A 25,081-nucleotide genomic window follows, 5' to 3' on the forward strand; every position below is an offset into this window, starting at 1 on the left:
CCGGCCTATTTCGGGCAGTCGCGCGTCGCGCGCGGCCAGACGTCCTTGTTCGCCCGCAAGCCTTTTTGCTCGGTGATGCGGACGATGCTGTCGCCCGCGCGCAGCTCCGCGCCGCCGCCGTTCACGGCGCTGTTCTCGAAAACGACTTTCGGATTTTCGACGACGCCTGCGCGTAGCAGGACGCGATAGCGCGCCATGCCGACGATATCGCGTTGCAGCCGCCCAAGATCGGAGAGGAAGATCTCGACGCCCTGTTTCTCGCCCTGCGCCCAGCCCTCGGCGACGAATTTGTTCCACACCGCGGCCTCCTGTTCGGTCCGCGGCAACACCGCGTCGGCCGGCCGGCGCGGCCAGCCCCAATCGCGCACGAGATAGGAGCGCCAGTTCGGCGGCGCCGAGGCGAGCTGGGCCCCTCGCGTGATCGAATAGACGCAGGCCGTCTCGCGCGCCACTTGCCCGGCATCGCCAAGGGCGAAGGCCATCTGCGCCTGCGACATGACCGGCGGGCGCATCAAAATCTGGCTGCCGCCATGGTGCAGCACGAGAGGGCTGAAGTCATACGTGCTGTCCAGCATCGCCTCGTAGCGGCGCAGCATCTCATTGAGAGCGAAGGCGCGCGCCGCGAGCCCCCCTTGCGCGCCATAGGTGAGGCCCGCCTGATGCAGCGTTTCCTCCCGGCCCGGGTCGAGGCCCGAGGCCGGGCCCCCCGCGCCAGCGCGCACCGCCTGCAGCGCTTCGAGCGAGGGCGGCCTCTCGCCGCCGGCCACAGTCGGGACTTCCGCCGCCCCGGTGATCGGCTTGTTCAACGGATTGCCGAGGTCATGCGCGGCCTCGTCGACGACCGCCGGCGGCGGCGCCGGCGGCACGGGATAAATCACGACGCCATTTTCCGACCACGACGGACCGACGCGAAGGAGAAGGCCGGCCGCGACCGCGGCGCCGGCGAGCCAGAACCGCCTAGACATGATGAATCACCTCGACTGTTTGATGCTGCGGATCAACGCGCACCGTCGCCTGACTGCCGGCGTCGTCGCCGATCTGTTCGAGGATGTCATAGACGCGCTGCGGCGCTTTTCTGACCCCGATGACCAGCGGTTGAGCACCGGGCGGCGCGCTGATCGCAACCCTGTAGCCGATGGTCTTCGCAAGGGCCTCCACGGCGCCATCCAGGGGGCCGTTCCATTCGAAACTGACGATCCTGTCGAGTTCGCCGGGCACGACCGTCGGCATGCCGGCCGAAACGCTTCGCGGCTGCATGCGTCCGATGCGGTCCATCTCGGCGTCGACCTCGCTCATGCTCTTTTGCAACGCGATCTCGGCGTTCGGCATGCCGGTCACATCGACCGTCGTCGGTACGTCAACGCTCGCGCAACCCGCCAGCATCGCGCCGGCGAGCATCACGCCGGCGGACATAGCAAAGGCGAAACTGCCCGATCGCCGCGTCCTGTCGCTTTTGAAAGTCTCTCTCATGCTGAGCTCCCATCGTTCGATTCTCACGATAAGAAGCGGCGGCGCGAACGCGGCGCGGAAAATAACGGCTCTCGCGATTAAACGGCGGCGGCGCGCTCAGCCCGAACCGACCAGGGCGCCAGGGGTCCTTCCGCGCGCCGCCCGAAGCCTCGCAATCTGGTCGCATTTCGCCTGATCGCCGGCGCGGCGCGCGACATGCTCCAGCGGGCCAAACCTGTCAGTTTCGACAGCGCCCGCGGCGATCGCAAGCGCCTTTTTCGAAAGACCGATGTCGAAGTGCTCCCAGCTGGCTTTCGGGGGATGCTGAAACCACTTGCTCGCCACGCCGATCCTGTCGACCATAGCGAACAACTCGTCTTGCGAGTCCGCCCAGAGATGGCACATGATCATGCGACCGAAGCGATGCTGGACATTATCGACGTAGACCGCCAATTCAGCTTCTCCTCAAATCGCCTTCCGACCATCGAGACCGCGCAGGCGCAACTATTGCGCCGCTATGGCGAGCCCACCCGCTTCATCTTCGCAGGGGCGCAGACTGAGCGCGATGCCGCGGCCGTTGATCAATTCGTCCGTCAGCTGGTCGATCACGCCCATCTCCGCCCGCGCGTCGAGCTCGCCGCCGCGCAGGCGCTCCGATTTTCGCCGCTCAATCTCCTTCAGGGCCGAGCCTCCCGGAAAAATCTTCGACAGGCGCCGCAGCGCCTCACTAAATCCAACCCTGTCATAGAGGCGGTTGCGCAAAGCCGTGTCGCCCGGCGTCGTCGACAGCGCCCAGAGTTCGATCGGCCCGAGCGTATTCACCAGCAATTGCTCGTAGCGGGCGTTCTCGACCTGCAGGATGGCGAGAAACGGCGCCCCGTTCGGGCCCGGCCCGTGCAGCCCGTTGCGCACCACCGACGCGCTCGCCTCCGACAGATTGAAGCGCGTGATGATTTCCTCCGCCTCCTTCTCGTCGCCGGCGCGCAGCACGAAGCGGCCGGTCGACTGGCTGATCAGCGAGTCGCCCATGTCGGACAGCCGCTGGCTCGAAAAGCCGAGCTGGATATTGTGCTTGCGCCCCTCGCGCGCGTCGAGCTCCGCCTGGGCGCGCACCTGCGGGCTGCCAAGGGTTCGGTGCCATTCGTCATAATCGAGCCGCTTCACCGTCTCGTAGGTCTCCTGGAAGCGGCGGGCGTGATAGGCGCGCACCGGCTCCGGCACATAGCGCAAATAATCCGGCTTCAGGAAGAAGTTCCGTGCGAGCACATGGCGGGCGAGGAGATACATCATTTCGGTCTGGCGGTTCGACGCGGCCGACCCCGTAGGCGCCACTTCCTGCAGATCCAGCACGATGATGCGCGCCGAGCCGAAATCGAGCCGCGTCGGACTGTTCAGCGTCGGATATTTGCGGATCGCGTCATAGATGTAGCGCTCGAACAGCTGCAGCGCCTGCTCGGCCGTCACCGCGATCTTGATGTTCTGGAACATGTCCATCACCTGATCCGACCGCGCCGCGGTGATCAGATCCTGCAGCAGGGGAACCACATGCCGCTGCGCGATTTCCGCGAGCCGATATTCCCCCGCGGCGCATAAAGCCGTCACGACATCGCGCCAGATGGGGTCTTCCGGATGCAGCTTGATTTGCAGTCTGTCGAGCGCGGCGTCGACCAGTGGTTCGACGCCGCGCCGGTAGCGTTTCGGCGAAGCGCCGGGCACGTCGGTGCACTGGCGATAGGCCTCGTCGATCACAAGGCCGATCATCTGCGCCATGCCTTCGAAAGGAGTGCTTACGTCGGGCGGCAGGGTGATCAGGGCCAGGAAATTCTGCAGGAATGCGCGTTCGAGCGGCAAGGGATATTCGCAGCCGACCTGCAGATCGAACACGTTGAACTCATAGCCCGGCGCAAACTGCATCGTCGCATAGATCGCCTCGTGCCGGCGCTCCGGACCCAGCGCCTCCTGGATCAGACGCACGAACCCCTCCGCCGAGGAGCCGATGTCGACCTTGCCGATCAAGGGCAGTTTCGCGCCCGTCCCGCCGAGCACGGCCGAGCTGAGGCAAAGCCCGATATTGACGGAATTCGCCAGCACCGATTTGCCCGACCCCGGCGGCGCCACGAAGATGTCGATCACCAGCGGCCGTTTTGATCCGCCCGACGGATCGTAGGGCCAGATCGCTCCATTCGGCAGACGGAACAGGACGCTTCCCCGCTCCCACGGCGAGACCGTGTGATTCCACGGCAGCATTGCGAGCGCGTCGCCGAGCAGAGCCAGCGCCGGATTGGCGGTCGACGCCAGCGAGAGCCCCGGCACGCTGCTCAGGACGCCTTCGAGCGGGTCGCCGGCGATCCGCACGGCCTTGCAATTGCCCCAACCTTCGATGCGCTGGGACAGCGTCGACGCCCGCCGGCGCAACAAACGGGCCTCTCCGACCGCGGCCCAGGTCGCGAACGAGGCGCGCAATTTGACGCTGATATGATTGTCCTGCTCGCGCGCGTGGCGCAGCGCCGCGAAAGCACGCTGCAGATCGCGGTTGGCCGGGAAGATCGACAGGAAGGAGGCGCCGATCTCCTTGAAAGTCATGCCGGCGCGCCCGCCGCCTTCGAGAATGAAGGAACCGCGCCAGGGAACCCTGTCCTGCCCCAGCCAGCTCGCCAGCTCGACGAAGGGACGCGGATCCTCCGGGCCGATCGCGATATCGACGCTCGTATATTCATACTCGCCGATCTCGACGCGCTGGCCGCCATGCGTCACGGCGTCGGCATGAAAGAGCTGGCCGCGAAGGGACGGCCAGAGCAGCCCCTCCTTGTTCGGCCGCTTGACGTCCTCCTCGGGCAGGCGCGGCATCAGCCTGTCGCCGACCAGAATGGCCCGCCAGGACGATGCCGTCGTCTCGCGGTACATGCCCTCCCGGATCACCGTCAGCGATTGCCGCGCCGACAGTTCTTCCGCACTGATCTCAAGGCCGCGCAGGGCGGCGATCACGCGGGCGACGAAACCGGAATGATGCGCCGCGATCAATTCGCTGCGAAGAAAGAACTGCTGGGCGTCGCCGATCGCGGGGCACTGTTTCGCTGCGAGATCCCTTTCCTCCTTCATCTGCTTGACTTCTTCCTTGGTCAGCACGGCGCGCCGCGTCCAGAGAATGAGATAGGACGCCTCCCAGCGCATCTTGCCGGACCACAGCCGCATGCGCTCGTCGAGGATGTCGGCGAGGTCGATCCCCAGCTGGCTCGCGACCTCGCGGCAGGACTCCATATTGACCCGCTCGATCTCGCGCGCGGCGAGATCGGGATCGGACAGATACCAGCCGACGATCGCATGGCCCTTGTTTTCGAGCGTTCCGGAAAGATCGATCCGCATCGCCGCCGCAAGGCGCTCGATGTCGGCCCGCGTCGCCATCCGCTTCATGCCGCCAACCCGAAGAAAGCTCAGATAGTCGCCCTGCTTTGTCACCAGCGCGTCGCCATGCGAGGTCTCGACGTCGCAATAGCCGGCGAGGGGCTGCTTCAGCGCCAGCGAGATGCTGGCCAGTCCGCGCGCGATGCTGCTCAGCATGATGATCCCTCCATAGTGTCCGCCATCCCGCTCATCGCCGCGCCGGCGCGCGGGGCCTGCAACTGCGCGATCAAGCCCGGATAAATGTCCTCGCCGCCGCGAAAATATCTTCCGAGCGGCAGAAGCCGCAAGCTGGCGAGCAACGCCCGCCGCCGCGCGTATACATCAGGTTTCAGCCGCAACAGGGCCTGCCCCAGCTGGCGCGGCGACGCAGTCCCAAGACGCGCCGCCGCCTGATCGGAGCGCGCCCGCAAAGCCATCGACGCCGAAAACGCCGCCAGCACATCGACGTCTCGCGAGGATGGACGCCGGCTGAGATGCGAGGGATGGCCATGGGCGATGAGACTCGCGTGAATGCCGTGCGCGAACGCATTGAGCGCGCCTTGCGTCATTTCCGGCAGCCAGATCAGCACGGCCTCATCGTCGATCGTCTCGCGTTCGAGATGCTGCGCGAGATGGCACAGCGCGCAGGCCGAAACGATATTGTCTTTGGCGTCGTCAGCGTGATCGCCGTTCAGATGAAACGGCTCCTGCCAGCCAGCGGCTTTGAGACCGCAGAACTGGCAGGAGCCATGGTCGCTCCCGCCCCAGACCCGCGATGGAGCCGCCTCGGAATTAAACGAAGAGGCATGCATCGAAAGGGTCAGGGGCAGAAGGCGCATCACGATCACTGGAACGTCACGACGCCAGCCTGATTGGTGATCGTCGCGTTGCCGCCGGTGGTGGTGTTCGCGGCCTTGTTGATCCAGGCGCCGCCGGTGACGAAAAGCCCGGTAAGGACCAGCCCGGCGATGCCGGCCGCCACCTTGCCCGATTCGCGATTCTCCGGCTGCCGCGACTGCCAGAGATACCACGCGCCGGCGATGAAGCAGATCAAAGCGGCGACATACATGGACGTGCTCGCCAGCGTGCCGCCGGCGGTCGAGAACTCCTGCGCCGTGGTGCCGAGCTGCGCGCCGATCGTCTGCGCCAAGGCGGTCGTAACGCCAGCGCCGGCGAGCGCGACGACGCCGAGGCAAAGAGCCGCAACCGACTTGATTTTTGCCACCGAACGACGGCGGAGCTTTTTTTCGGTAAGAACGAGTTTCACAAGTCTCTCCTCGAGATTGGGTTCACAGAACGAGGGACCTCCCCCTCGAAACCCAGCTTCGAGGCGCGCGGCGCGAACGCCAACGCGGAATTTCACGCCGTTTGAAACATCGACACCAGCCACTGCGTGACGGTGAGGATGTTGATCAGCATAATGCCGAAGACGAATTGCACGACGCAGCCGCTCTGGCTCCGGTTGCTTCGGCCGTTGATGACCGATCGCCAGGCGACGATCGCGAAGAAACAGGCCATCGCTCCGAACGACTGGAAAAACGACAGGAACAGCTGCACCACATTGACGATCGTATCGCCCGGCGCGTTGCCAAGAACGTTGCCTGCGGTGCCGGGCGGCGTGTAACTCGTCAGCGCCCCAACAGACACCTGGATGGCTGAGCCGGCGCTCTGATTCGCCATGTTCAGAACCTTGTCGAATGAGGCGAAAGCCCCGCAGAGCAGAAGCGACAGGAACGGGATCCATGGACGCCCCCGAAACGGGTTCGACGGATGCGCCTGCATCCAGAAGCCCCAACCGGCGAACAGGAAGCATGCAAGCGCAGCCAGATATAGAAATGTCGGCAGCAAAACCGACATCGCATAGCCGAGTGCGCTCGCAATATTGACGAGACCCTGCATCGGATTGTCTCCTACTGAATGGACCCGCTCTCCGTCTCAACGACCCACGACGTTCCCCGCTGGGCGATGCTCTTGACCTTGCCATAGCCAGGGACGTGAGCCCCGATGCCAATCTGCAACGGAGCTCCATCGTCGCCGGTCCGGTCGATTTCAGCGAGCATCGCAAGCGTCGGCGAGGCCGCCTGCACGCGATAGCGCTTGCGCGCGTCCGGCTCCGGCGCGGTCGCGACAGTCGTCTTCGCGCCATTCGCTTTCTGCGCTTTCCCTGGCGCTCCGGCCGGTTTCGACGCCGGCAAAGACGCGTTGGGGGCGATCGAAGCGGTCTCATCCGCGGGGTCGCTCCCGACCGCCTTCGCGCTGTCGATGGCCCGGCGCGCCTCGCCCAGCGAAAGACGCCGCTCGAAATCGCTCAATCTCGCCTCGGTCGCCTCCGCCGACGCGTGCTGCGCCCCTTTGAGCCCTGCGACTTCGGCGCGAACGTCATGCAGCAGCGCGCCAAGCTCAGTCACCAGCGCGAGAGCCGTTCTTTCGTTTTTCCCGTCGTCAGCAGCCGCCGCCTTCGCCGCCGCCGGATCAGACGCGGCCGTCCGAGCCCCCTCCTCCCTCCCGACCGATGCGACGCGCACATCGACGGCAGGCGCCGAGGGACGATCCGCCGCGGTGGACGACGGTTCATGCGCCGGCTGCGCCGCGGCGGACGATTTGGCCGCCTCAGCGACAGGCTTCTCCGGCTCGCTTTCCTTCGGCGAGCCCGCGACCTTGTCGCCGGCGCGGTGCAGATCGGCGCGCGCCTCGTTCTCTTCGCTCACCGCCCGCCCCGGCGTTGTCGTCGCCGGGCTCGCGACGTTTCGAGGCGCGGGCGTCGCCGAGGTCGGCGCCGTCGACGCCGGGGCCGGCGTCACGCCCTTTTCGGGCGCCTTCAACGCGAGAATTTCGTCGAGCTGGTCTGGCCCGCTTCCCGCCGGCGCCGGCTTGCTCACGGCCTCCCCGGAGCCTTCCGGCCGCCCGACCCTGGCGAGATCCGCCGACGGCGCGATCAGCGGCTGCGGCGCCGGATTGGCCGCCCCGACCCCTGTTTCGGCCACCTGGCTCCGGCCCGTCTGACGACCAGACACGAGAATGGGCGCAAGAACGAAGGCGCCGAAGACGAGCAGCGCGATCAACGACGCCCCCGCGAACAACGCGGCCCGCTTCTTCCATGCCGGCTCCGCCGGTGCTCCTGCTGCCCCGGGCCCGCGATCCCCATCGTTCTCTACCGCGGCCGCCGCCGCGCCGTCGTCCGTCCCATCCGATGCCCCGGACGGCGCGGCGCTCGACCTGCCAAAACTCGCCCACACGGCGGCGCCCGCCCGGTTCACCCGCTCCCGCAAAGACTGCGCGCCGCCGCCTTCGACGGCGGGGCGCCAATCCTCTGGCGGGGCCGTCAGCGCCATCGGCTCATCCTCGCCCTCGCCCGGAAGGGCGATCGCCTTCGTCTCGGCCAGCGCCGCTCCCGCGCCCACGTGCTCTTTCGCCAATTGCAATGTCATGGCCCGCTCCTCTGATTGAAGGCCACAGCATCAGGCAGCGGCGCGCGAACGGCGCATGAAAAAGCCAACGATCAAATCAATGACCGTTGGCCGCGATTTTTCCGACTTGTTGCCTCCCGCGCGACTTTGACGATCATAAGTCGCGAACGCCCCCGCGCCAGGCTATTTCGGCGCGTGAACATCCGAGAGAAACATCACGCCAACCCCGACATTCGAGCCAAGGATGATCGTCGGGCCTTTCGGCACCGACTGCTGCAGCGTCGTCCCAATGCTCTGTGCGGCCGCTCCCGCGCCCACCCCCAATTGCTGCTTGAAATTGAGTTGCCCATATTGCGTCGTCGAGCCGCCGAACGGCGACACCGTCGTCGTCGCATTCGCCATCTGCATCGCCTGACCGACGCCTTCGACGAAAGCCGCCGCCGCCGGAAAAATAAAGCGCTCGGCGTAGTGCTCGTCGATCGCGCTCGCCACCGAAGTCTCCATCGAGTCAGGCGCGACGACTAACCCGGCGACATCGATGGACTTGCCGCGATGCTCCACCGTCGTCACCCGCACGACAAGCCGGTCCCCCGCGCTCTTCGTGAAGCTTCCGAGCATCCGGTCGCCCGCCAGCGGGCCAGTGTCCGCCTCGAGGATAATCGGACCGCCCGTATCGGAATTCACCGAGACGACGGTATGCGCATAGACGCCCCGGCCCGCCGGAACCAGAACGGGCGTCTGCGCCGCGACCGCCGGCGTCGCGACAGTCCGGCCGGTCGTATCGAGGTCGCGCGATCCCGCCGCCTCCATCGCCTTGACGGCCGCGGTCGTCAGCACGATGTCGGTGCGCGGCGCCCGAACCTCATAAGCATTGAAGATATCGTTCGACGCCATCCTCTCCGCCTGCTCAACGTCTTGCGGCGCCGGATCGCTCACCTTCTCGATCAAGCCCGGCTGGGGCTTCTCCGGCGCCACATAAGCGGGCGGATTTGGAGCCACAGTATGCACCTCCTCGAGGCGCGCCACCTGCACAGGAGCTGGAAGCGGCGCATCCGCCCCGATCTCTTTGACCGGAGACGTCACGAGCGGCACGCTTCCCGGCATCGGCGGCGTATACGACTTTTGCTCCTTTTCGGCCTTCAGCGCCTCCGCTTGCGAATGACGCGCCAGCAGCGCCTCCTGCGTCGGCGTGCTGTGCGTGCCGCCCGGCAGCAGCGTCATCGTCTTCATCCTGGCGACCTTCGACTCGACGGTGCCCCGGTGGTTAATCATGGAGATCGCAACCAGCAGGAGCACCATCACGGCGGCGATCCCGACGATCGCCATCAGACGCCCCGGGCCGCCCCGGCCGGCCCCACTGAAAATCCCCGTCCTGAACCGCGCGAACAGGCCGGTCTTTGTCGGCAAAAACGACATCTTAATTCTCCGAAAGTGAAGCTGATACGGTCTGTCCGTCCTTCGACAACAGCACGACTGGCGTCGGAGGCACCGAATAAACCGTCAGCCCGCCCTCGCCATTTTCCGACGCCATCCATTCCGGCGAGATCAGGGTGTAGCGCGTGCGGATGACGACGCGGTCGCCGACCCGCCAGGCCATTAGATCATCCGGCGACACGCCGCTGACCGACAAAGGCGTCGCCTCGGCCGGCGCAACGCCGGCCAGCATCGACGTCAGAAACGGCGAGGCCGTATCCGGCGCCATCGGCTGCGCCGGCGGCCCCTTCGCGTTCGGCCCCCACTCCGACACCTCAACGCTGAGATCGGCGTCATAGGTCTGGCCGCCGCCGATCAGGAGAAAGGAGATCGGCTTCGGCGCGCCCTTGAGCGTCACCAGGAGGCCGCCGCGCGGTTCCAGAGAGCTCGGCGTGATCTCCAGCACATTGCTGCCCGAGACAGGCGTGCAGACGTAAAAGCCGACCGCCGCGACCGCCGGCCCTCCCGCCGTCTGACTGGCGTTGCAATTCGTTCCGCCGGCGACCCCGGCCGGATTGGAGTTGGTGTCCCATTCAATCGGCCACGGCGCGCCCGTCTTGTCGAAGAACGAGACCGCCGTCGGATAGCCCTTGACGACCTGAATGATCGACGTCGCCTGCCCCGGCGTAAAAGCGACGTTCACGCGCCTGCTCGCCGGCGAGGCGACTTCCGTCATCACCTCTTCCTGGGCTCTCTTGTTATCGCCAAACCGCTTGCCGAGATCCCGGATCATGCCCGGCGTCAAAGGGATCGCCTCCTGGCTGGCGCCGGACGACCCAGCCGGGGTCACTCTTGAGACCGTCTGTTGGGCCGTGCAGATGCAGGGGCAACCGAACAGCGCGGCGCACCCAATAATGACTTTTGCCAGCCTCATCTTTGAAATTCCTTTGTCACTGGACGACGGCGACAAGCTGCTCGACCGCCAGCCCGTCGAGATGATCTTCCGCGTTTGTCCGCAAGACGAGCGCCGTCAGCATCAAATTCTGCGTGTTGATCTGATTGCTGTTCTGGCAGGTCTGAACGATCGGCACCTGTATCCGGTAGGCCAGGGCGTCCCCCACGATCTTCGATTCAGTGATGACCGCCGACCGCTGCGCCTGCGCGAAGCACAGCAGCATCCCCTTTTTCATCGCGTCGAAATTGCCGGACTTGATGTAGCTGTCCGCGAAGGTCTTCCAGCCATTGTCGGTAAAGCGCCGACCCGCCGTGTTGAGCTCTTCCGGATAATCATGATAATTCACATTATAGGGGGCAAGCACGGCCCGCACCGTCCAGTTCAGCAGCTCCGCGTCGCTGACGATCGGACTGTCGAGCGCCGTGATCGCCCGCGGCGGGTTTCTGCCGTCGACGATGAAATATTTGGGCGTCGGCGGATGCGTCCAGATCCATGCAAGGCACATCACAAGCGCCGCAAGAAGGACCGAGAGGCCCACTACGAGGCCAAGGCTCTTGTTGACGAGCGAGGCCTGAAAGTCAGGATCGGATAATTTTCGCATGATCGCCGCGTGCTGGTTTTGCATGCCATCACTCTGGCATCGCCCAGCGCGAACGCAGCCGGCTAAAATGCGCCTGCGTTGTGAATATCGCCGCCAGGCCTCAAGAGATCTTCAACCCCAGGCACCGCGCTACCGCGGCCGCAATACCCAAAACGAATCCGCAGAGCTAAAGGCCTCACTATTTTCATTAACCTCGCTCCAATATGCGGAGCCAGTTCAGCCGCTATGCCGTCGACGCTGGCTATCGCGCTTCGCAAGTCCTTCAATCTAAGCGCATGTTCCAGCGCATCCGCCTCGATCAACAGTTTACTCGCATCGCGATGACCCTCCTGAGGATCGCGCCGCTCCATTCTGTTGAACAAATCTCAGATGATCGTTCAAAACAGAAACATGGTCATGCAAAACAGAGATACGGTCGCGAAGCGTTTCGATTTCCGCGCGATAAAATACGCCGGCGCCAACCCATGTGAGCGGCGCCGACACCAAAAGCGTCATCCAAAATACGCGCCAATGCTCTTTCTTCACCGCCACGGCCCCTCCAAAAGATGATTTTGCAATACCGTGGATCCGTCGGCCGGAGCGGCCACGCGAACGACATCGCCCTAAGGACGTGCAATGCTTTTGCGATGAGGCGCGAGCGATCAGGCTTTGCGTTTCAAGCATGATCGCGCTGGCGATAGGCCTAACGGAATGGGCCGCCTTCGCTCTTCGCCACTTCAGCAAACCATGGCGGCGTCGATGAAGGCTCTCGTTCGTTTGAACCACTCCGGCCACTTCTCGCCGCTGCCCCTTTTCGCCCAGAAGGAGCCAAATCGTTTTTCCGCAACAACAATATCCGTTCTCGCCAATCTCAATCTTCGTATATTGGCCTGCGCAACCGCCGGATCGTAATATTCAACCAACTCGATATCATGCGCCGCTCTGAAGCGGGCGACCATTGCGCGACGCAGATAGGACGTGACCTGACCGAACGTCACCTCCATCTCGCGCGCGATCGAGGTTGGACGTTGTCCCGCCAATCCCCGATTTTCGATCTCGATTTTCTCGGGCTCCGTCAAATTGCGCGTCGACAACCGGACCCTGTTCGTCTTTTTCCTCTTCGTCGGAGCGACCGGCGGTTGCCAGAGCGTCAACTCGCTGAAAAGGGGCCACGCCGGCGCGCGAGCGTCAATCGTTTCCGGCGACGGTTCGTTGCGACATACAACCGTGGGCGGCAGGAGAGTTGACGCGCGTGGCGCCTCGATCGTTTCCCCTTCAAGCGCCCACAGGTTGAATTCCTGGCTGAGCACAGCCCGGGCGGGCGGCGGGCCGGGTTGGGCGCTGTATATTTCTGCAGCGAGGCCCGACAGGGCGGCGCCTGGGTTGGCCGAAATGTCCGATTCTTCGGCGTGCGTGGGCGCCCATCGCGCCGCCACCGCGCGGCACTCGTCGACCGATCTATAATGTAGGGAATTCCTGTCCCGCACCGGCAGGCCAAGCCGGCGGCGCTTGCCATATATCGCGCTACGCGAGCGTCCCAGCGATTCGGCGATGCTGCGGACATGGACGCCAGCCATCCACAACGCGATCAGTTGCCGGACGTCATCCGGCGTCCACGGCGATTTCCCGCCCGCCCTGCGCATTGGGCGATCGTGCGGCGTCGGCAGGCCGAGGGCGGCGATGCGGTCGAATAACGCCGTTCGCGAGAGCCCGAGGTAAAGAATGAGAGCGTCGACGCCGAGACCGGCGGCGACCATGCCGGCGAGGATGACGTCGAGGGAGGCGAACGCTGTCGCGACGGTGTTGAGGACAACCTCTGGCCATGATGCCGGGAGGCTCCTTTCATTGACATCGCCACGTTCGAGATACACGCGATCCGCCCCGGCATTGGTTAAGCCGGAGCAAATTTAATGGATAGCTAAAACCAGTCAAGTGGATAGGTGTAGAAATATCAAACTTGCTTCGGATGAAGCGTTCGCCAAGGCCTACGCGCTTTTCCCCAGCCTCTTCTCCAGCTCCGCGATCAACTCGCCTATCGCATCCCTACGGGACTCTAAGCCGTTAGCCACCCGATAGAGCTCACTCGCGATCTTGGAAAGCACCGGATCCATATTTTTGGTCGCCGAATCTCCCGTTTCGAAAAATGCGGCAATCGAAACACCAAGGACCTTCGCCATCTTGTCTAGAAGCACGACAGACACGTTCGGCACGCCTGCTTCGACCGTGACCATATAGGGATGGGACACGCCGGCCGCTTCTGCGAATTTCCGCTGCGACATACCGGCCGCAGTCCGCAACTCTCGCACGCGCACGCCAAGAGCAACGAGCACAGGCTCTCTATCGCTGCCCGTCGTCATCTCTTTTTCTGGTTTCTTCACCATTTTCTATTCGCCCCCAGCCACGTCCGACGCTTTATCCCCTCGACGTCACAAAAGCTATTGCACTGGAAAACAGCAATAAATGCTTCACACAGAATTCACCAAACCAGTCAGGTTGCAGCAACCCGTAGTTGTCTCCCGTGATCCGCGCCGGACAACAAGCAACTCTAAGCCTCGATATTCATCGCCCCATTCGCGCCGCGCGGGCTCATGCTTCCGCTCGCAATGGAGGCGCAAATGCGTAGGAGAGCTGCTATCGCGCTAATTTTTCTGACATTTTGTTGGCCGGCCCAGGCAGATTTCGCCCTGGCGCCGGGAACCCCCACTGCCGCTGGGCCGACATCGCCCGCTGCGGCGGCCTCGCCAGTTTCGCCATCGGCTCCCACGACCACTTCCGCCACCGCATCGATCGGCGGCCGCGCAGGGCCCAAACACGCAGTCCGGCGCACGCCGCACCCCGGCAACCCCTCGGTGGCGCGCGGCTTCGGGTCCCAGATCCCACTCGCATTCGCAGTGCGCCAGATTGTCCCTTCCAGGATAAAAGTCTTGTACGGGCCCGGCGCCGACCAGAACGCTCTCGTCGACTGGCAGGGCGGCAAGCGTTGGAGCATCGTCTTGGCCGAAGCTGTCCGCCCGCTCGGTCTGCGGATCCACGTTGAAGCGCGCGGCGTCACGATTGCCCAGGCCAAACAAAGCGACTGACCCCTATCGGCATTCGCGCCGCCGCGCCCGATCCTGCTCCGTAAACGATTACGGAGTCCCAATGAACGACCATACCCCACCCACAGACGCGAACTGGATCGACGAGCCGAACCAGCCGCGACAAAGCCCGGCCTCTCACGCGCCGTCGATTTCCGACCTGACGCAAAAGCTCGACAGGGCTCTCATGACGCTTGGCGAAGCAATCGACGCAGCACGGAATAGCTCTCGCCACCGCGTCGCCGATTTTTTGACGACAGACCCGGGCAAAGCGTCCTTCCGGAAAATCGCAGGTCAACTCAACGACCTCCGAATGATCGCGCTGCTTCACCGCATGTTCGCAACGCCGAATGAAGACCCAAGAGCCCTCCTTTCCGGCCTCTTCATGACGCCCGCCTCGACGACGCCCGGACGCGAGTCGTCGCTCGACAGGCTCGCTAGTCGCGAACTTCTTCGCCGCATGCTCGACGATCGGCGCATCCAGGCGCTTTGCCGCGCCTGCACATGGGTCGCCGCCGAACACAAGGGAGAGTCCGCATGAAACGCCTTCGCTCGGCCATCCTCGTGGCCGCACTCCTCGCCGTCATCCCCTACGGCGCGAGCGCTCAAACCGCCAACCAGGGCAGCGCGGCTTGCGGAGCGCTCTACCAATCCGCCGCCAACGGCGCCGCCGCGCGCGTCTCCGCCGACGATACCGACATCGCCCAGCCGCAGTCGGTAAAAAATCTTACCTGTCTCAACAAATTCTTCAGCGGCATCGGCCTCAACGTCATCGTCAACCTGCTCAACCCCCAGACCCTCCTCAACGCCATCGAAAACCAGATTTGCACCGCGCTCACGAATGTCTGGACGTCGACCTTGGGCAACAAGCAATGCGGCATCACCCTGACGGGTTTCAAGATAGGAACCCTCGGCGGCAGCACCCTCGGCGGTGGCCTGTCATGCCCCAAGCTGACTTTCGGCGGCGGCGGGCCTGCGATCGCTTCGATCGGCATTGACGCGAACAACACCGGCAAACTGTCCGTCACCGGCAACGCCGTCGCGCCGACCGGATACCCTCTCACATCCCAACTCGGCCTCTATTGAGGGCACACCCATGAAAAAAACACAGCTTCTCGCATCCACCGCCGCCGGCGCAATCCTCGGAGCGCTGGTCTTTGGCTCCGGCCCCGCTGTCTCGCAGATGGCGGTCGTCGACTGGCCAAGCATAGCAATCCAACAAGCCGTACAAGCCATCCAGAATACTATCAGCAGCACCTTGACGTCGATGTCCGGGATCCTCGGCGACGTAACGAACGGATCGATAACGACGCTGCTCGTGCAGGGATTTACGCAAAACGCCAATTACTCCAAAGCCCAGATCGACGCGGTGCAGCAGATCGCCGACGCGCACCTGCTCGCCAGCACGCGCGTCAACCGCGATTTCCGAAACGCCCAAATCCGGGACGAGCATACGGTCAACTCCAACCATTGCGCCGCTATCGACAATGGGCAGACCATCACCGTCGGCGCCGGGCAGTCCTATGTCGTCGCCAACTCCATCGAAAACGTCGCCGACCCGCGCGGCGAGGCCGAACCAAATACGCCTGCCTACCTCGGACAGGCGCAGGCTGTGGCGGCGATCAGCCAGCTCCACCTCTCACGCTACTGTTCGCAAGCGGAAGCCTCGGCCGGGCTTTGCACCCTCTCACAGACGCCGAACGCCGACCAGCGCGCCACAAGCCTCTTCGGACCAGGCACCCTGAACGGACAGGCCGGCGTCAACGCCGCCAACGACTTCGTCACCAATCTCACCCAGCCGATCGTCCCTGCCGCGCTGCGCGGCGAGCAGCTGACCTCGGAAATCGGCAGGGACGCAATGGCCCGGCGCCACGAATATAACGCCCGCATGTCGCTCGCCCGCAGCGTCCTCGACTATGCAATCGGCGTTCAGGCGCCCTCCGTCCCGCTCACCGCCGCGCAGCAGCAGCAGATGACCAACGAGGGCCTGACCCCCCTCACGACAGGCTCCTGGCTCCAGGCGATCATGCTCGACTCCAACCGGCGTTACAGCGACCTCAATTGGGCCGCACAACTTCAAGCCATGCCGCCTGCCTCCGTCGAACGCGAAATCGCGCAAGAGCTCGCCGCCACGAACTATCTGCTGACGCAGCTCTATCGAGTCAATCTGATGAACGCGAGCGCCAACGGCGCCCATCTCGCCGCAACCACCGAGCACATCTACCAGCCGACCGTCGAACTGCCGACGCCGAATATGTCCAATTGACGCCAGTAATATTGCAAGGATTTCATCACGATGGCCGACGCTGACAATGACCGTTTGCAGACTGCCTCGCCGCCGGCGCCGCCGGCCGGACCAGACCCCCATCATCTAACCAACCAAAACGCGGAGGCCGATCGCATCCTGTCCGACAGGATCGGGCTGACGGCGAAAATAGCGGCCGCGGCCGCCGAAGGAAAGACGCCGCGCCAGCTGCAGGACGAACTCGCCGACAGATTGAGTTTTCTTCCCGAGGATCAGCGCGCCGACTTCGTGGTCAATGTCCGCTCGACCCTCGGGTTCCCGTCAGAGGGCACTGTAGAGATCAATCCGGATCTCGGCGCCGGAAGCGATGCGCGGACAGCCGAGGCTTCTCGACCTGCCCCCACTTCCGCCGGCGAAAGGGGCGCGCCCGCGCCCGTCGAAACCCCGGCTGACGCGGCGCGGGAGCCCGGTATTTCGCCGGCTGAACACATCGAGCAGCTCCAGGCCGAACTGCGCAACGGCGCCCTCCTGCCGGATGATGAGAGGGCCCAGATTCAGGGCGAACTTGATCTGGCGATCGCGGCCAATCAAAATCGCTCGCCGCCCGCCCGCACGGCCGAGGAGACCGCGCCCGATCGCGGCGGACCGGAGGATCGCCGATCCTCTCTGGTGGGGGGAGGGCGCCAGCCTTCGTCCCCAGAGCCTGATCGCGCGTCGGAGCAAGCGACACGCCCGGTCGCCGCGTCTCCCCGCCCAATCGAAATACAACCGGCGCAGACCGCAGCCGCGCCCTCGAGCGCCGCTCCCGAGCCGACAGCGGCGCCCAAACTCGGGGCGGTCCCCACCGCCGCCCCTCCGGAAACACCTTCGGCGACTGACGAAAACGCCTCTCAATCTGGATCCCGCGCCACCGCCGCGGAGAAGCAGCGTGCCCGCGCCCCCTACGCTTTTTACGGGCCCGGCGCAGCTCTCGGCGGGCTGCTCGCCTCGTTACGCAGGCCCAAACCCGACGAGGACGTCAAAACCGACGCCCAACAAACTGAAGACGTGCGATCCGACAACCAGCAAGCCAATCTGGTCGCCAAATCCGCAAATTTCGAGGAAACCCGGATGAACCCGCGGCGGGACGCCGCTACGCTCGACGCCGTCAGAGAAACCGGCCAGCAGGCTTTGAAATCCCACAAGGTCCTGGAAAATCTCGAAATGGCGCAGGTCCTTAACAGGATCAACGACGCGGCAAAACTCGTCAGCATGAACGAAGTTCTCGCCGAGATGAGACCCGGCGGCAAATATGCGAATCTACGCGAAGAGTTTACGACCGCTCTAAAAGACTCAGATAGCCGCAATGCCTACGATAAAGCCACCGGCGATCTCGAAATCTATGCCGATCAAAGAGCCGAAATCAGCGAAATCCTGAAGGCGCGGCCGGAAGCGCGCAAACCCTTCGACGATCTCGACGGTGAAATCGCGAAGAAGTTTCTCTCCCTGCCGGGCAAAAACGACGGAAACAGCGCGATCGACGAAGCCGCCGACAAGGTCAAAGAAGTCCTCGAAAAAGCCATCAACGCTGTTCGCGCCGCCCTCGGCCGCGCCAGCCAAACGGCGACCGCGCGCCTTTCGCCCGGCCCAGGCGCCCGACCTTGAGAGACGAAACGCCCAGCGTTGCACTCAGCGCTTAAAGGCCGCCACGAGCAACCTTTAAGCCGCCTCTCATTCGCGCCAGTGCATGCCATCCTCGACGAATACAAATTCCGCGAGGATGCCATGACGCGCCTTCTTCTCCCTCTTTCCGCCCTGATCCTTTTCGCCATCACGGGCGACGCGCTGGCGCAGGTCGCCGGCGACACAGGCTTCAATCTCAGCTGGGCCGCGCTCGATCCCGGCAATGACTGGGCCTGGCAGATGATCCAGAGCGTCTTCCCGGTCAACGGAACCCCGCCGACAAATACCGGAACCGCCGCCACTGTCGTCGGCCAGATCGTCGGCCAGCTCACCGGTTTCGTCATGGCCATCGCCATGACCTACGTCTGCTACACGACGATCATCAACATCCATCGCGTCTCCGAAACCTCCCAGATTCTGACGAACGGCATGTCGTCGCTATTCCTCGTGCGCCTCGGCTTCGCCGGCGTCATGATGTTCCCCCTCGCCTCCGGCTTCTCGACCGGCCAGGCCGCCGTTGTCCAGGCGGCCAAATGGGGCATCGGCATGGCGACCGCCGTCTACGCCAATGCGGTCCAGGCGATCGGCCCCGACGCCATGGTGATCGCGACGCCGCAAATCCCGGGCACCAGCACCACCGTCCTCAATCTCATGCAGGACGAATTGTGCATGGCGCTGATCAATCAGGCCGCGGGCTCGACCCTCGTTCCCGCCCCGACCGCCACCACTGTCACCACATCCAATGGCGGCTCCATCACCTACGCCTATTCCCTGGCGCCCGGCAACGGAACCGGAACCTCCACCTGCGGCACGATCACGATCGCCGAGCCCCTGAACAGCGGCGCCAATCTCGCCGGCGTCTCGATCGACATGAGCGCCCAGCAGCAGCAAATCCTGCAGAACATCCTGACCGCGATCCGCCCGAGCATCCAGACCATCGCAGCCAACTATTGGCAAAGCAAAAACGAAACGGCCCTCAGTCCCTTGCAGTCGCTGTACACGAGCACGACGCAAAGCTACACGCAGCAGTTGACCGCCGACGCCACCAATATCACGGCCTCTCTCCGCGCCGCGCTGCAGTCCTCGCAAAACGCGCGCGACGGCAGCGTCGGTCTCCTTCAAAATGAAAATCAGCTCTCCGCGCTCGGCTGGACCTCCGCCGCCGCCTATTATCTCGAATTCGCCCGGCTCAACGGCTTGACTTTGTCGCTTCTGAGCGGAACGCCCGTCGTCAATATGCCGAGCTGGGAAGGTCTCTCGCCTTCGCTCAAATCCGACATCGCGCCGCTGTTCACGGCGTCGACCTCGCTCCTCGCCAAGCTGAGAAGCTACGCGCAAACGACGGACGGGCTGCAGACCCCCGCGGCCAACGCCGACACCGCGACCATCCAGAATAATTCCGCCGCCGGGTCGAGCACCATCGAGCAAATCTTCCGCGCCCTCAACTTCACGCCGGCGCTGCTCTCTGCCATCGTCGGCATGATCACGCCGACGGGCAACCAGTGGAGCGACCCGTTCGGCGGTCTCGTCGCCCTCGGCAACGAACTGATTCTCGTCGCCATGACGGCGCTGGGCCTTGCCGCCGTCGCCTCCTCCACCACCGGCACGGCCGCCGCCGCCGCATTCAATCTTCTCACCCTCAATTGGGGCGCCGCGGCGCTGACCGTCGCCGCAAACGCTATTATGCAATTCGTCGGGCCGCTGGTCTTCACCGCGGCTCTGGCGCTGCTCATCCCTGGCCTCACGATCGCCTTCGTCCTGCCGATGATCCCCTGGGTTATGTGGATCGCAGGCGTCGCCGGCTATCTGATCCTCGTCTGCGAGGCCGTGGTCGCCGTCCCGCTCTGGATGCTCGCCCATATGACGTTCGAGGGCGAAGGGCTCCACGGCCGCGGCCTCGCGGGCTACGAATTGATTTTCAACGTCCTGTTTCGGCCGACCCTCATGCTGCTGGGGCTTTTCCTCGGTTATTTCGTCTTCACCTCGATGTCATGGCTGATCCGCATGAGCTTCGGCATCGCCGCCGGCTTCGTCCTCGGCAACGGCTGGCTGGTCACGAACTGGCTGGGACTATTTGTCCTACTCGCCATTTTCGTGCTGACCCATGTCATCTCGGCCCTGATGTCTTTCCAGCTGATTTCGCTGATCCCGCATCATCTGCCCAAGCTCATCGGCTTCTCCTCGGCCAATCGCGTCGATATGGATCAATTCCAGCGCGACGCCGCTTACATCGGAACGGGCGATGCCCTGGCAACGATTAATAGAGGAGTCACCCCCAAACAATTAAGCCAAGCGGGACAATCCGGCCAAAATCAGCTAGGATATTCAGGGCAAAAGCTTCTCGGCAATCCTTCCGGCGGGACCTCATCCACCAGCGGAACGACGAGCAGCCAAACAGGACATATGGACACGACGCTTCAGGCAACGACGGGCGTATCCGGCTCCGCGCCAGCTCAGGAGGGGTGAAATCATGTTGGGCGCGAGCTCAAGCAATTTGGTTTGGTACAAACTCGGACAATGGGCGGAAGAAAGAGCGCGGCTCAATCAAAGAGCTACGGATCTCGTTTTCGGACGTCGCACCGTCCAGGTTGACCAGTCCTATATCGACAGCCTCCATGCAGCGGCGCAGCAAGCGGGAGAAGCCGCGGACCATAATTACGCGGCGGGCGTGAGTTGGCGCAAAACCTCCCAGCGCCTCGACGCCGAACTCGATGAGGCGAAGATGCTGCTCGCCGACCGCGAAGCGGTAATCCGGCAGTGCGACCATACCATCGCGCAGTTGAGAGATAGCCTTTCTCAGGAGCGCAAGGCTCATACCAAAGACCGCGGCAATCTTTACAGCCTCCTCGGCACGCTACAAATCTTGCGCGAAGCTGAAAAAGCAGGCAAGGCGGAATGGCCCGAGTTTCAGGAGCTCAAGCGCCTCGCCGACAAGGAAGCTGAGAGCATGTCGCGGGGAGAGCGGTTCCCCGGTTACTCCGGCGAGCAATATCAGCGCTACCGCTACCTGGTGAAAGCGCTCTCCGCCTAGGCGCGCCAAAGCAACATCGCATTCGCGCCCGCCTCAAACATGATGGACTTCGCAAAGGAGCCCATCATGAACCTCTTCCACACCCTCCCATTGATCGCCTGCGCGGGCATCCTCGCCGGCTGCGCCTCGCCGAACGTCCGGGCCGCCAACAGCTACAACGCACCTGCGCCGCCACCGATCAAAAGTTTCTATTATGGCCCCCATGCCGACTATGGCTCATCCAACGCCACATGGACGCCCCCGGTCTATGACCGCCAGGGAACAATCGTGAAGCCGGACGAGCCGTCGACCGGCGCCGACCGCCCCGATTACGAGCACGCCCCCTGGGCGACCGGGGCAAGCGGCGGTAGCGCGATCGCCCCTCCGGGCACGTTTTGACGCCTCGCCCAAGCTCATGAAAAAAGGTGTCGGTTGCCAAATAAGATGCGAATCCGCCACTATAAATGCGAGTGACGAAAGGCTGGTTTGCCACCTATCGTGCGACTGGCCTGAAAATCATCAGGGCTTTGACCGGTTTATAGGAGAGCGATGCCCGTCCGAACGCTGGCACGCAACCTTTGCCCAATTTGGCGCGCACTCGCATTTTATCTCGCAAAGTTGGCGCGTCGTCGCATTTCTTCTGGCGAAGCCAACCAAGGTATCTGGCGGACCAAAAGCAAACTCGAAACAAATCAACGAAGCCAGTCTCACGATATCTGGCAACCGACAAAAGGCGGCGCCTCCGGAGAGCGCCGCCTTTCCTTTTCCTCGAAGCGGGGAAATTTATCTCGGCCAGAACGGCTCCCGCGTCCGCAAATATTCGGCCGCCGTCGCAAGCCGCCGGGTTCTCATCTGATAGTTTTCCAGGGCATTCTTAAAGGCGAATAGAAAGAATGCCGCGCAGACCGGCGCAAACTCCAACGCGACAACAGCTGACGCGTCGCTCCATTGCGCCCCCGCCAATCTGTACGCCCAGCCCGCGAAGGCGAGCCAGCCGAGCGCGAACGAAATGTACGCAAGGCGCGCCGTTGCGCGCCGCCGCTGCTCCAGCAAGACCTCGAGCCGGCTTACCGAAATGCCCTGAAAAAACGCCGTCGCCGCCAGATCGAACGACCGGTCGTCCTCAATCTCGATGCCGCCACGGCGGCCCGGCCGCCGCTTCACCGTCTCGAACAAATTGCGGATCAGCGCCGCGTTCCGGCCGATCTCCGCCCGCGGAAGGAGCCGCAGCGGCGCGCTCACCAGCCATACTGTTCCGCCCCAGAGATTGCCGACGAGGCCTTTCTTTTTCCGGGCCGGCGCGGACGCCTCGGCCGGTCCATCTTTCTGTTTATCGCTCAGCGGCGGCATGGGACCCCTCCGCAATTGACGCGATAAGGTCTTTCCAATCGGAAGGCAGCCCGTCCGCCCGCCCCTCCGACCCGTCAGACTTCCGCCAGATCATTGTGGGAGTTCCCCGCAGGCCGATCGATTGCGCCGCGCCCATGTTCGTCCGGAGCCTGGCGGCGGCTTCGGTGGTCCCGAGAGACCGAAAGTCTTGATGCTCCCACGCCGTCGCCATCTCGCCGGAGGCTTTGCTCAAAAGGGCCAACGCCGCCGGCGTGCTTTGCCCTTGATCTTCATAATCCAGCACCGACACCGGAATTATCGCCAGTTGAACGCGATGCTGCTCCACAAACGGCTTCAGATCCTGCAATACTCTCACCGAATAAGAGCAGAGCGGATCGACGAAGAGCCACAGCCGCGCCGCGCCGTCGTCTCCCAATGTCCCGAACGATGTCTCCTGGACCGTTTCAAGCGCCGAGTGGCTGGCGCCCTCCGCCGAAGCGGCGCCCGCATCCTTGCCGATGACCGCCGTCGGCGCGACCCCCTCGATCCCTGCGACCTGCTCGCGCGTGAGGTTCTTTCCAGTCGCATCCCACATGACGCCGGCCATCGTCGCCTGGCCATCCGGCGTCGCGTAGAGCACTTGAAACTCCTGCCCGTTTCGCAAGAAGATCCCGCGCAGGCCGTGCGCCTCCCCGAGCTCCGTCACCTGACTGCCGGCGACGGACAGCAACTTCGATATCGACAGATCCAGTTGCGGACCCGAGATCGCGGCTTCTCCATCCGGGGCGATCTGCAACACCATGAATTGCTCGCCCCGGCGCGCGCTGATGCTGCGCAACCCGTGCGCGGATCCAAGATCGAGAATGTTGGCCCCCGAACCGGCGATGTGCTTCAGAATGGAAATCTTGTCGAGATCCGCCGGCGCTGTGAGAACGCCAGCGCCTTCCGTCTCTCCGACTGCAGGAGCCTTCGGCGCCGCCGCGCCCTCATCCGCAACCTTGATAAACTGCGGCGCGATCTTCACCGCACAGCGGGGAGCCTCGCCGGCAACGGCCGGGGCGAAAATGCCGAGCACGCCTGCGATCGCCGCGAAAGAAACCATATTGCGCATTAATGAAACCTCCTCTTGCCTATCCCGACAGGCTACAGAGGCTCCGCGCGAATGAAGAACCGCCTTCGTTCTCACCCAACCGAAACAGTAATCGATCGGCCACGCCCTCAGAATTGCGATTCCTCAACTCCGACGCCAGACCCAGTTCTCCTTAAACCGGAGCATCCGTAGTCGTTCGCGGTCGCCGCCAAAAGCCGCTTACAATCCTCAAATACAGATTTCAAAAGACGTCTCAAAGTTTGTAATGCGCCTTCAAATTGTAAGCAGACCGCCATAACCCGTCGTTTTGCGATTAGCCCTTCCCAACTTCCGGCAGATACACAGGATATTTCTCCAACCACACCTTCCAACGCCGCCATTTGCATCGCCACGATGACGTCGAGATCTCTTGCAGCTCCCATCGTCGCGCTCGCTTCATACGCTTCAACCCGCTCGCATATCTCTAACATCATGGACCACGCCAGCCAAAACCGCTCGCACATCTCCAAAAGGGGCCAGTCATAAAGAGAGCTCGAAGACATGATTGACCGCGACATCCCCCCCTGAATTGTGTTTCCAACAAACCTCGTCTGCACGCAATTTGCGTTCAACCTGTCGACGTCGTCAAAAAATGACGTCAATAGCACCAGCAAACAAGTTTCTGTACACCCTTCCAGACCTAATGCTCCCTCTACGATCTCCTTCTTCGAAGCAAAAGCAATGCGGCTGACAGCGGGCGTCTCCGCGATAGCATGGCAAACGCGCATGTAATCGAGCCAAAGCGCAGGCAGATGCTCAAGGTCGCCGGTAGCCCCAACTTGAGTTGCGGCAATGTTACTTTCCTGCTCAACTCTAATCTGGTTCCACTGTCTCCAGAAACAATTGAACAACGTAAACAACTCCGCCTCTCCGCCCGCTTCCAGGCGCGATTCGATCGCGGCATCCTCCCCACCAACCATCTCATTGCCTCCTAAACGAGACCGCCGCAGCTCGAAACTCTCCCCTGAACATCGTTCCCTCGCACTCTGTCCCGCCGTCACAAATGATCCCATCCATACCCGTGCGAATTTCAGTCGGCGGCGGCTTGTCATCAATGTCCGACCCTTGAGGACCCAACGCGGATCGTTTAAGAACCGTCAGCTGTTGCACGCAATCCCAGGATGCGTCTTAGGCTTTGAGCAACCGTGAGCCCTGGCGCGCCTTCGGCGCACCTCAGCGCCCCGGGGCTTACCATTCCGAACCACGGCTTCCTCCAACGAGTCCTTCTTCGGAGGCGGCGTTGTTCGCCTCGGCCGCTTGTTAGCCCCATCCGCGCCCTAAAGCTCTACATGCAACGAGCGGCTACGCATCCACCAGGAACCAGGGCCTTGAACAGCTCGATTCGATTTCTGTGTCACCTACCCTCGCAGGCCGTCTTTTTAAATCCCACGATCAAATTGCGAATTGCGTACACGCCGGGCGTGCACATCGTACACCCGACGAT

At 63.3% G+C, this 25,081-nt stretch carries 24 protein-coding genes; 8 read left to right on the forward strand and 16 right to left on the reverse strand.

From position 1 onward, the window contains the following. Positions 1-5: 5 nt before the first annotated feature. The 13 genes from MPC4_RS03320 to MPC4_RS03380 all read right to left on the reverse strand — a co-directional run bounded on the left by MPC4_RS03320 (position 6) and on the right by MPC4_RS03380 (position 13,566). Positions 6-965 carry a type IV secretion system DotC family protein gene (locus tag MPC4_RS03320; RefSeq protein ID WP_174511269.1) on the reverse strand — a complete coding sequence of 320 codons (960 nt, stop codon included), beginning with the start codon at positions 963-965 and terminating at the stop codon, positions 6-8. Further along, entirely contained in the window at positions 958-1,470 is a 513-nt protein-coding gene (locus MPC4_RS03325; RefSeq protein ID WP_174511270.1) for a DotD/TraH family lipoprotein, read from the reverse strand. Before MPC4_RS03325 ends, MPC4_RS03320 begins: the two co-directional genes overlap by 8 nt. 96 nt (positions 1,471-1,566) lie before the next feature. Then, on the reverse strand, positions 1,567-1,902 hold the full coding sequence (locus tag MPC4_RS03330; RefSeq protein WP_174511271.1) for a DUF4031 domain-containing protein: 336 nt from the start codon (positions 1,900-1,902) through the stop codon (positions 1,567-1,569). A 51-nt stretch (positions 1,903-1,953) separates the two neighbouring features. Further along, positions 1,954-5,007: an ATP-binding protein gene (locus MPC4_RS03335; RefSeq protein WP_174511272.1), complete on the reverse strand. Its 3,054-nt coding sequence runs from the start codon at positions 5,005-5,007 to the stop codon at positions 1,954-1,956. Further along, a complete protein-coding gene (locus MPC4_RS03340; RefSeq protein WP_174511273.1) occupies positions 5,001-5,669 on the reverse strand; it encodes an HNH endonuclease signature motif containing protein in 669 nt (222 codons plus the stop codon). Before MPC4_RS03340 ends, MPC4_RS03335 begins: the two co-directional genes overlap by 7 nt. A gap of 5 nt (positions 5,670-5,674) precedes the next feature. Beyond that, positions 5,675-6,097 (reverse strand): hypothetical protein, encoded by a 423-nt coding sequence (locus MPC4_RS03345; RefSeq protein WP_174511274.1) that lies wholly within the window; start codon positions 6,095-6,097, stop codon positions 5,675-5,677. A gap of 92 nt (positions 6,098-6,189) precedes the next feature. After that, complete coding sequence (locus MPC4_RS03350) at positions 6,190-6,729, reverse strand: hypothetical protein (protein ID WP_174511275.1); 540 nt, start codon at positions 6,727-6,729, stop codon at positions 6,190-6,192. An 11-nt stretch (positions 6,730-6,740) separates the two neighbouring features. Continuing rightward, positions 6,741-8,258, reverse strand: a complete 1,518-nt coding sequence (locus tag MPC4_RS03355) for a hypothetical protein (protein ID WP_174511276.1) — start codon at positions 8,256-8,258, stop codon at positions 6,741-6,743. 162 nt (positions 8,259-8,420) lie between these two features. Continuing rightward, a complete protein-coding gene (locus tag MPC4_RS03360) occupies positions 8,421-9,653 on the reverse strand; it encodes a DotG/IcmE/VirB10 family type IV secretion system protein (protein WP_174511277.1) in 1,233 nt (410 codons plus the stop codon). A gap of 1 nt (position 9,654) precedes the next feature. After that, positions 9,655-10,584 (reverse strand): DotH/IcmK family type IV secretion protein, encoded by a 930-nt coding sequence (locus tag MPC4_RS03365; RefSeq protein ID WP_174511278.1) that lies wholly within the window; start codon positions 10,582-10,584, stop codon positions 9,655-9,657. A gap of 16 nt (positions 10,585-10,600) precedes the next feature. Beyond that, a complete protein-coding gene (locus tag MPC4_RS03370; protein ID WP_174511279.1) occupies positions 10,601-11,230 on the reverse strand; it encodes a DotI/IcmL/TraM family protein in 630 nt (209 codons plus the stop codon). A gap of 692 nt (positions 11,231-11,922) precedes the next feature. Further along, positions 11,923-13,056 carry a GcrA family cell cycle regulator gene (locus MPC4_RS03375; protein WP_174511280.1) on the reverse strand — a complete coding sequence of 378 codons (1,134 nt, stop codon included), beginning with the start codon at positions 13,054-13,056 and terminating at the stop codon, positions 11,923-11,925. Positions 13,057-13,170: 114 nt separating this feature from the next. Continuing rightward, complete coding sequence (locus tag MPC4_RS03380; protein ID WP_210253586.1) at positions 13,171-13,566, reverse strand: helix-turn-helix domain-containing protein; 396 nt, start codon at positions 13,564-13,566, stop codon at positions 13,171-13,173. 543 nt (positions 13,567-14,109) lie between these two features. Here MPC4_RS03380 and MPC4_RS03385 point away from each other — a divergent pair. From MPC4_RS03385 to MPC4_RS03420, 8 genes are all read left to right on the forward strand, one after another. Beyond that, positions 14,110-14,265: a hypothetical protein gene (locus MPC4_RS03385; RefSeq protein WP_210253587.1), complete on the forward strand. Its 156-nt coding sequence runs from the start codon at positions 14,110-14,112 to the stop codon at positions 14,263-14,265. A gap of 61 nt (positions 14,266-14,326) precedes the next feature. Beyond that, the gene (locus tag MPC4_RS03390; protein WP_174511282.1) at positions 14,327-14,803 is read left to right on the forward strand and encodes a hypothetical protein; all 477 of its coding nucleotides are present in this window, start codon (positions 14,327-14,329) and stop codon (positions 14,801-14,803) included. Then, entirely contained in the window at positions 14,800-15,348 is a 549-nt protein-coding gene (locus tag MPC4_RS03395) for a hypothetical protein (protein WP_174511283.1), read from the forward strand. Before MPC4_RS03390 ends, MPC4_RS03395 begins: the two co-directional genes overlap by 4 nt. A gap of 10 nt (positions 15,349-15,358) precedes the next feature. Beyond that, entirely contained in the window at positions 15,359-16,528 is a 1,170-nt protein-coding gene (locus MPC4_RS03400; RefSeq protein ID WP_174511284.1) for a hypothetical protein, read from the forward strand. A gap of 30 nt (positions 16,529-16,558) precedes the next feature. Then, on the forward strand, positions 16,559-18,151 hold the full coding sequence (locus MPC4_RS03405; RefSeq protein ID WP_174511285.1) for a hypothetical protein: 1,593 nt from the start codon (positions 16,559-16,561) through the stop codon (positions 18,149-18,151). Between the two features lie 120 nt (positions 18,152-18,271). After that, a complete protein-coding gene (locus MPC4_RS03410) occupies positions 18,272-20,635 on the forward strand; it encodes a DotA/TraY family protein (RefSeq protein WP_174511286.1) in 2,364 nt (787 codons plus the stop codon). A 4-nt stretch (positions 20,636-20,639) separates the two neighbouring features. Further along, positions 20,640-21,200, forward strand: a complete 561-nt coding sequence (locus MPC4_RS03415) for a hypothetical protein (RefSeq protein WP_174511287.1) — start codon at positions 20,640-20,642, stop codon at positions 21,198-21,200. Between the two features lie 66 nt (positions 21,201-21,266). Next, positions 21,267-21,578: a hypothetical protein gene (locus tag MPC4_RS03420; protein WP_174511288.1), complete on the forward strand. Its 312-nt coding sequence runs from the start codon at positions 21,267-21,269 to the stop codon at positions 21,576-21,578. A 384-nt stretch (positions 21,579-21,962) separates the two neighbouring features. Here the strand turns inward: MPC4_RS03420 and MPC4_RS03425 are convergent, their stop codons facing one another. The 3 genes from MPC4_RS03425 to MPC4_RS03435 all read right to left on the reverse strand — a co-directional run bounded on the left by MPC4_RS03425 (position 21,963) and on the right by MPC4_RS03435 (position 24,557). Beyond that, positions 21,963-22,529, reverse strand: a complete 567-nt coding sequence (locus MPC4_RS03425; RefSeq protein WP_174511289.1) for a hypothetical protein — start codon at positions 22,527-22,529, stop codon at positions 21,963-21,965. After that, positions 22,510-23,619, reverse strand: a complete 1,110-nt coding sequence (locus tag MPC4_RS03430; RefSeq protein ID WP_210253588.1) for a hypothetical protein — start codon at positions 23,617-23,619, stop codon at positions 22,510-22,512. The genes MPC4_RS03425 and MPC4_RS03430 overlap by 20 nt, the downstream gene beginning before the upstream one ends. 107 nt (positions 23,620-23,726) lie before the next feature. Then, on the reverse strand, positions 23,727-24,557 hold the full coding sequence (locus MPC4_RS03435) for a hypothetical protein (protein ID WP_174511290.1): 831 nt from the start codon (positions 24,555-24,557) through the stop codon (positions 23,727-23,729). Positions 24,558-25,081: the final 524 nt, after the last annotated feature.

Origin of the sequence: Methylocella tundrae, from assembly GCF_901905185.1 — a bacterium.
Lineage (GTDB): Bacteria > Pseudomonadota > Alphaproteobacteria > Rhizobiales > Beijerinckiaceae > Methylocapsa > Methylocapsa tundrae.

Bases quoted from the DNA above. Each gene is read 5' to 3' on its own strand.
- MPC4_RS03370 (WP_174511279.1), bottom strand. From the start codon at position 11,230: ATGCAAAACCAGCACGCGGCGATCATGCGAAAATTATCCGATCCTGAC.
- MPC4_RS03425 (WP_174511289.1), bottom strand. From the start codon at position 22,529: ATGCCGCCGCTGAGCGATAAACAGAAAGATGGACCGGCCGAGGCGTCC.
- MPC4_RS03365 (WP_174511278.1), bottom strand. From the start codon at position 10,584: ATGAGGCTGGCAAAAGTCATTATTGGGTGCGCCGCGCTGTTCGGTTGC.
- MPC4_RS03325 (WP_174511270.1), bottom strand. From the start codon at position 1,470: ATGAGAGAGACTTTCAAAAGCGACAGGACGCGGCGATCGGGCAGTTTC.
- MPC4_RS03430 (WP_210253588.1), bottom strand. From the start codon at position 23,619: ATGCGCAATATGGTTTCTTTCGCGGCGATCGCAGGCGTGCTCGGCATT.
- MPC4_RS03335 (WP_174511272.1), bottom strand. From the start codon at position 5,007: ATGCTGAGCAGCATCGCGCGCGGACTGGCCAGCATCTCGCTGGCGCTG.
- MPC4_RS03340 (WP_174511273.1), bottom strand. From the start codon at position 5,669: ATGCGCCTTCTGCCCCTGACCCTTTCGATGCATGCCTCTTCGTTTAAT.
- MPC4_RS03420 (WP_174511288.1), top strand. From the start codon at position 21,267: ATGAACCTCTTCCACACCCTCCCATTGATCGCCTGCGCGGGCATCCTC.
- MPC4_RS03360 (WP_174511277.1), bottom strand. From the start codon at position 9,653: ATGTCGTTTTTGCCGACAAAGACCGGCCTGTTCGCGCGGTTCAGGACG.
- MPC4_RS03405 (WP_174511285.1), top strand. From the start codon at position 16,559: ATGGCCGACGCTGACAATGACCGTTTGCAGACTGCCTCGCCGCCGGCG.
- MPC4_RS03350 (WP_174511275.1), bottom strand. From the start codon at position 6,729: ATGCAGGGTCTCGTCAATATTGCGAGCGCACTCGGCTATGCGATGTCG.
- MPC4_RS03395 (WP_174511283.1), top strand. From the start codon at position 14,800: ATGAAACGCCTTCGCTCGGCCATCCTCGTGGCCGCACTCCTCGCCGTC.
- MPC4_RS03320 (WP_174511269.1), bottom strand. From the start codon at position 965: ATGTCTAGGCGGTTCTGGCTCGCCGGCGCCGCGGTCGCGGCCGGCCTT.
- MPC4_RS03390 (WP_174511282.1), top strand. From the start codon at position 14,327: ATGAACGACCATACCCCACCCACAGACGCGAACTGGATCGACGAGCCG.
- MPC4_RS03380 (WP_210253586.1), bottom strand. From the start codon at position 13,566: ATGGTGAAGAAACCAGAAAAAGAGATGACGACGGGCAGCGATAGAGAG.
- MPC4_RS03410 (WP_174511286.1), top strand. From the start codon at position 18,272: ATGACGCGCCTTCTTCTCCCTCTTTCCGCCCTGATCCTTTTCGCCATC.
- MPC4_RS03415 (WP_174511287.1), top strand. From the start codon at position 20,640: ATGTTGGGCGCGAGCTCAAGCAATTTGGTTTGGTACAAACTCGGACAA.
- MPC4_RS03400 (WP_174511284.1), top strand. From the start codon at position 15,359: ATGAAAAAAACACAGCTTCTCGCATCCACCGCCGCCGGCGCAATCCTC.
- MPC4_RS03435 (WP_174511290.1), bottom strand. From the start codon at position 24,557: ATGGTTGGTGGGGAGGATGCCGCGATCGAATCGCGCCTGGAAGCGGGC.
- MPC4_RS03355 (WP_174511276.1), bottom strand. From the start codon at position 8,258: ATGACATTGCAATTGGCGAAAGAGCACGTGGGCGCGGGAGCGGCGCTG.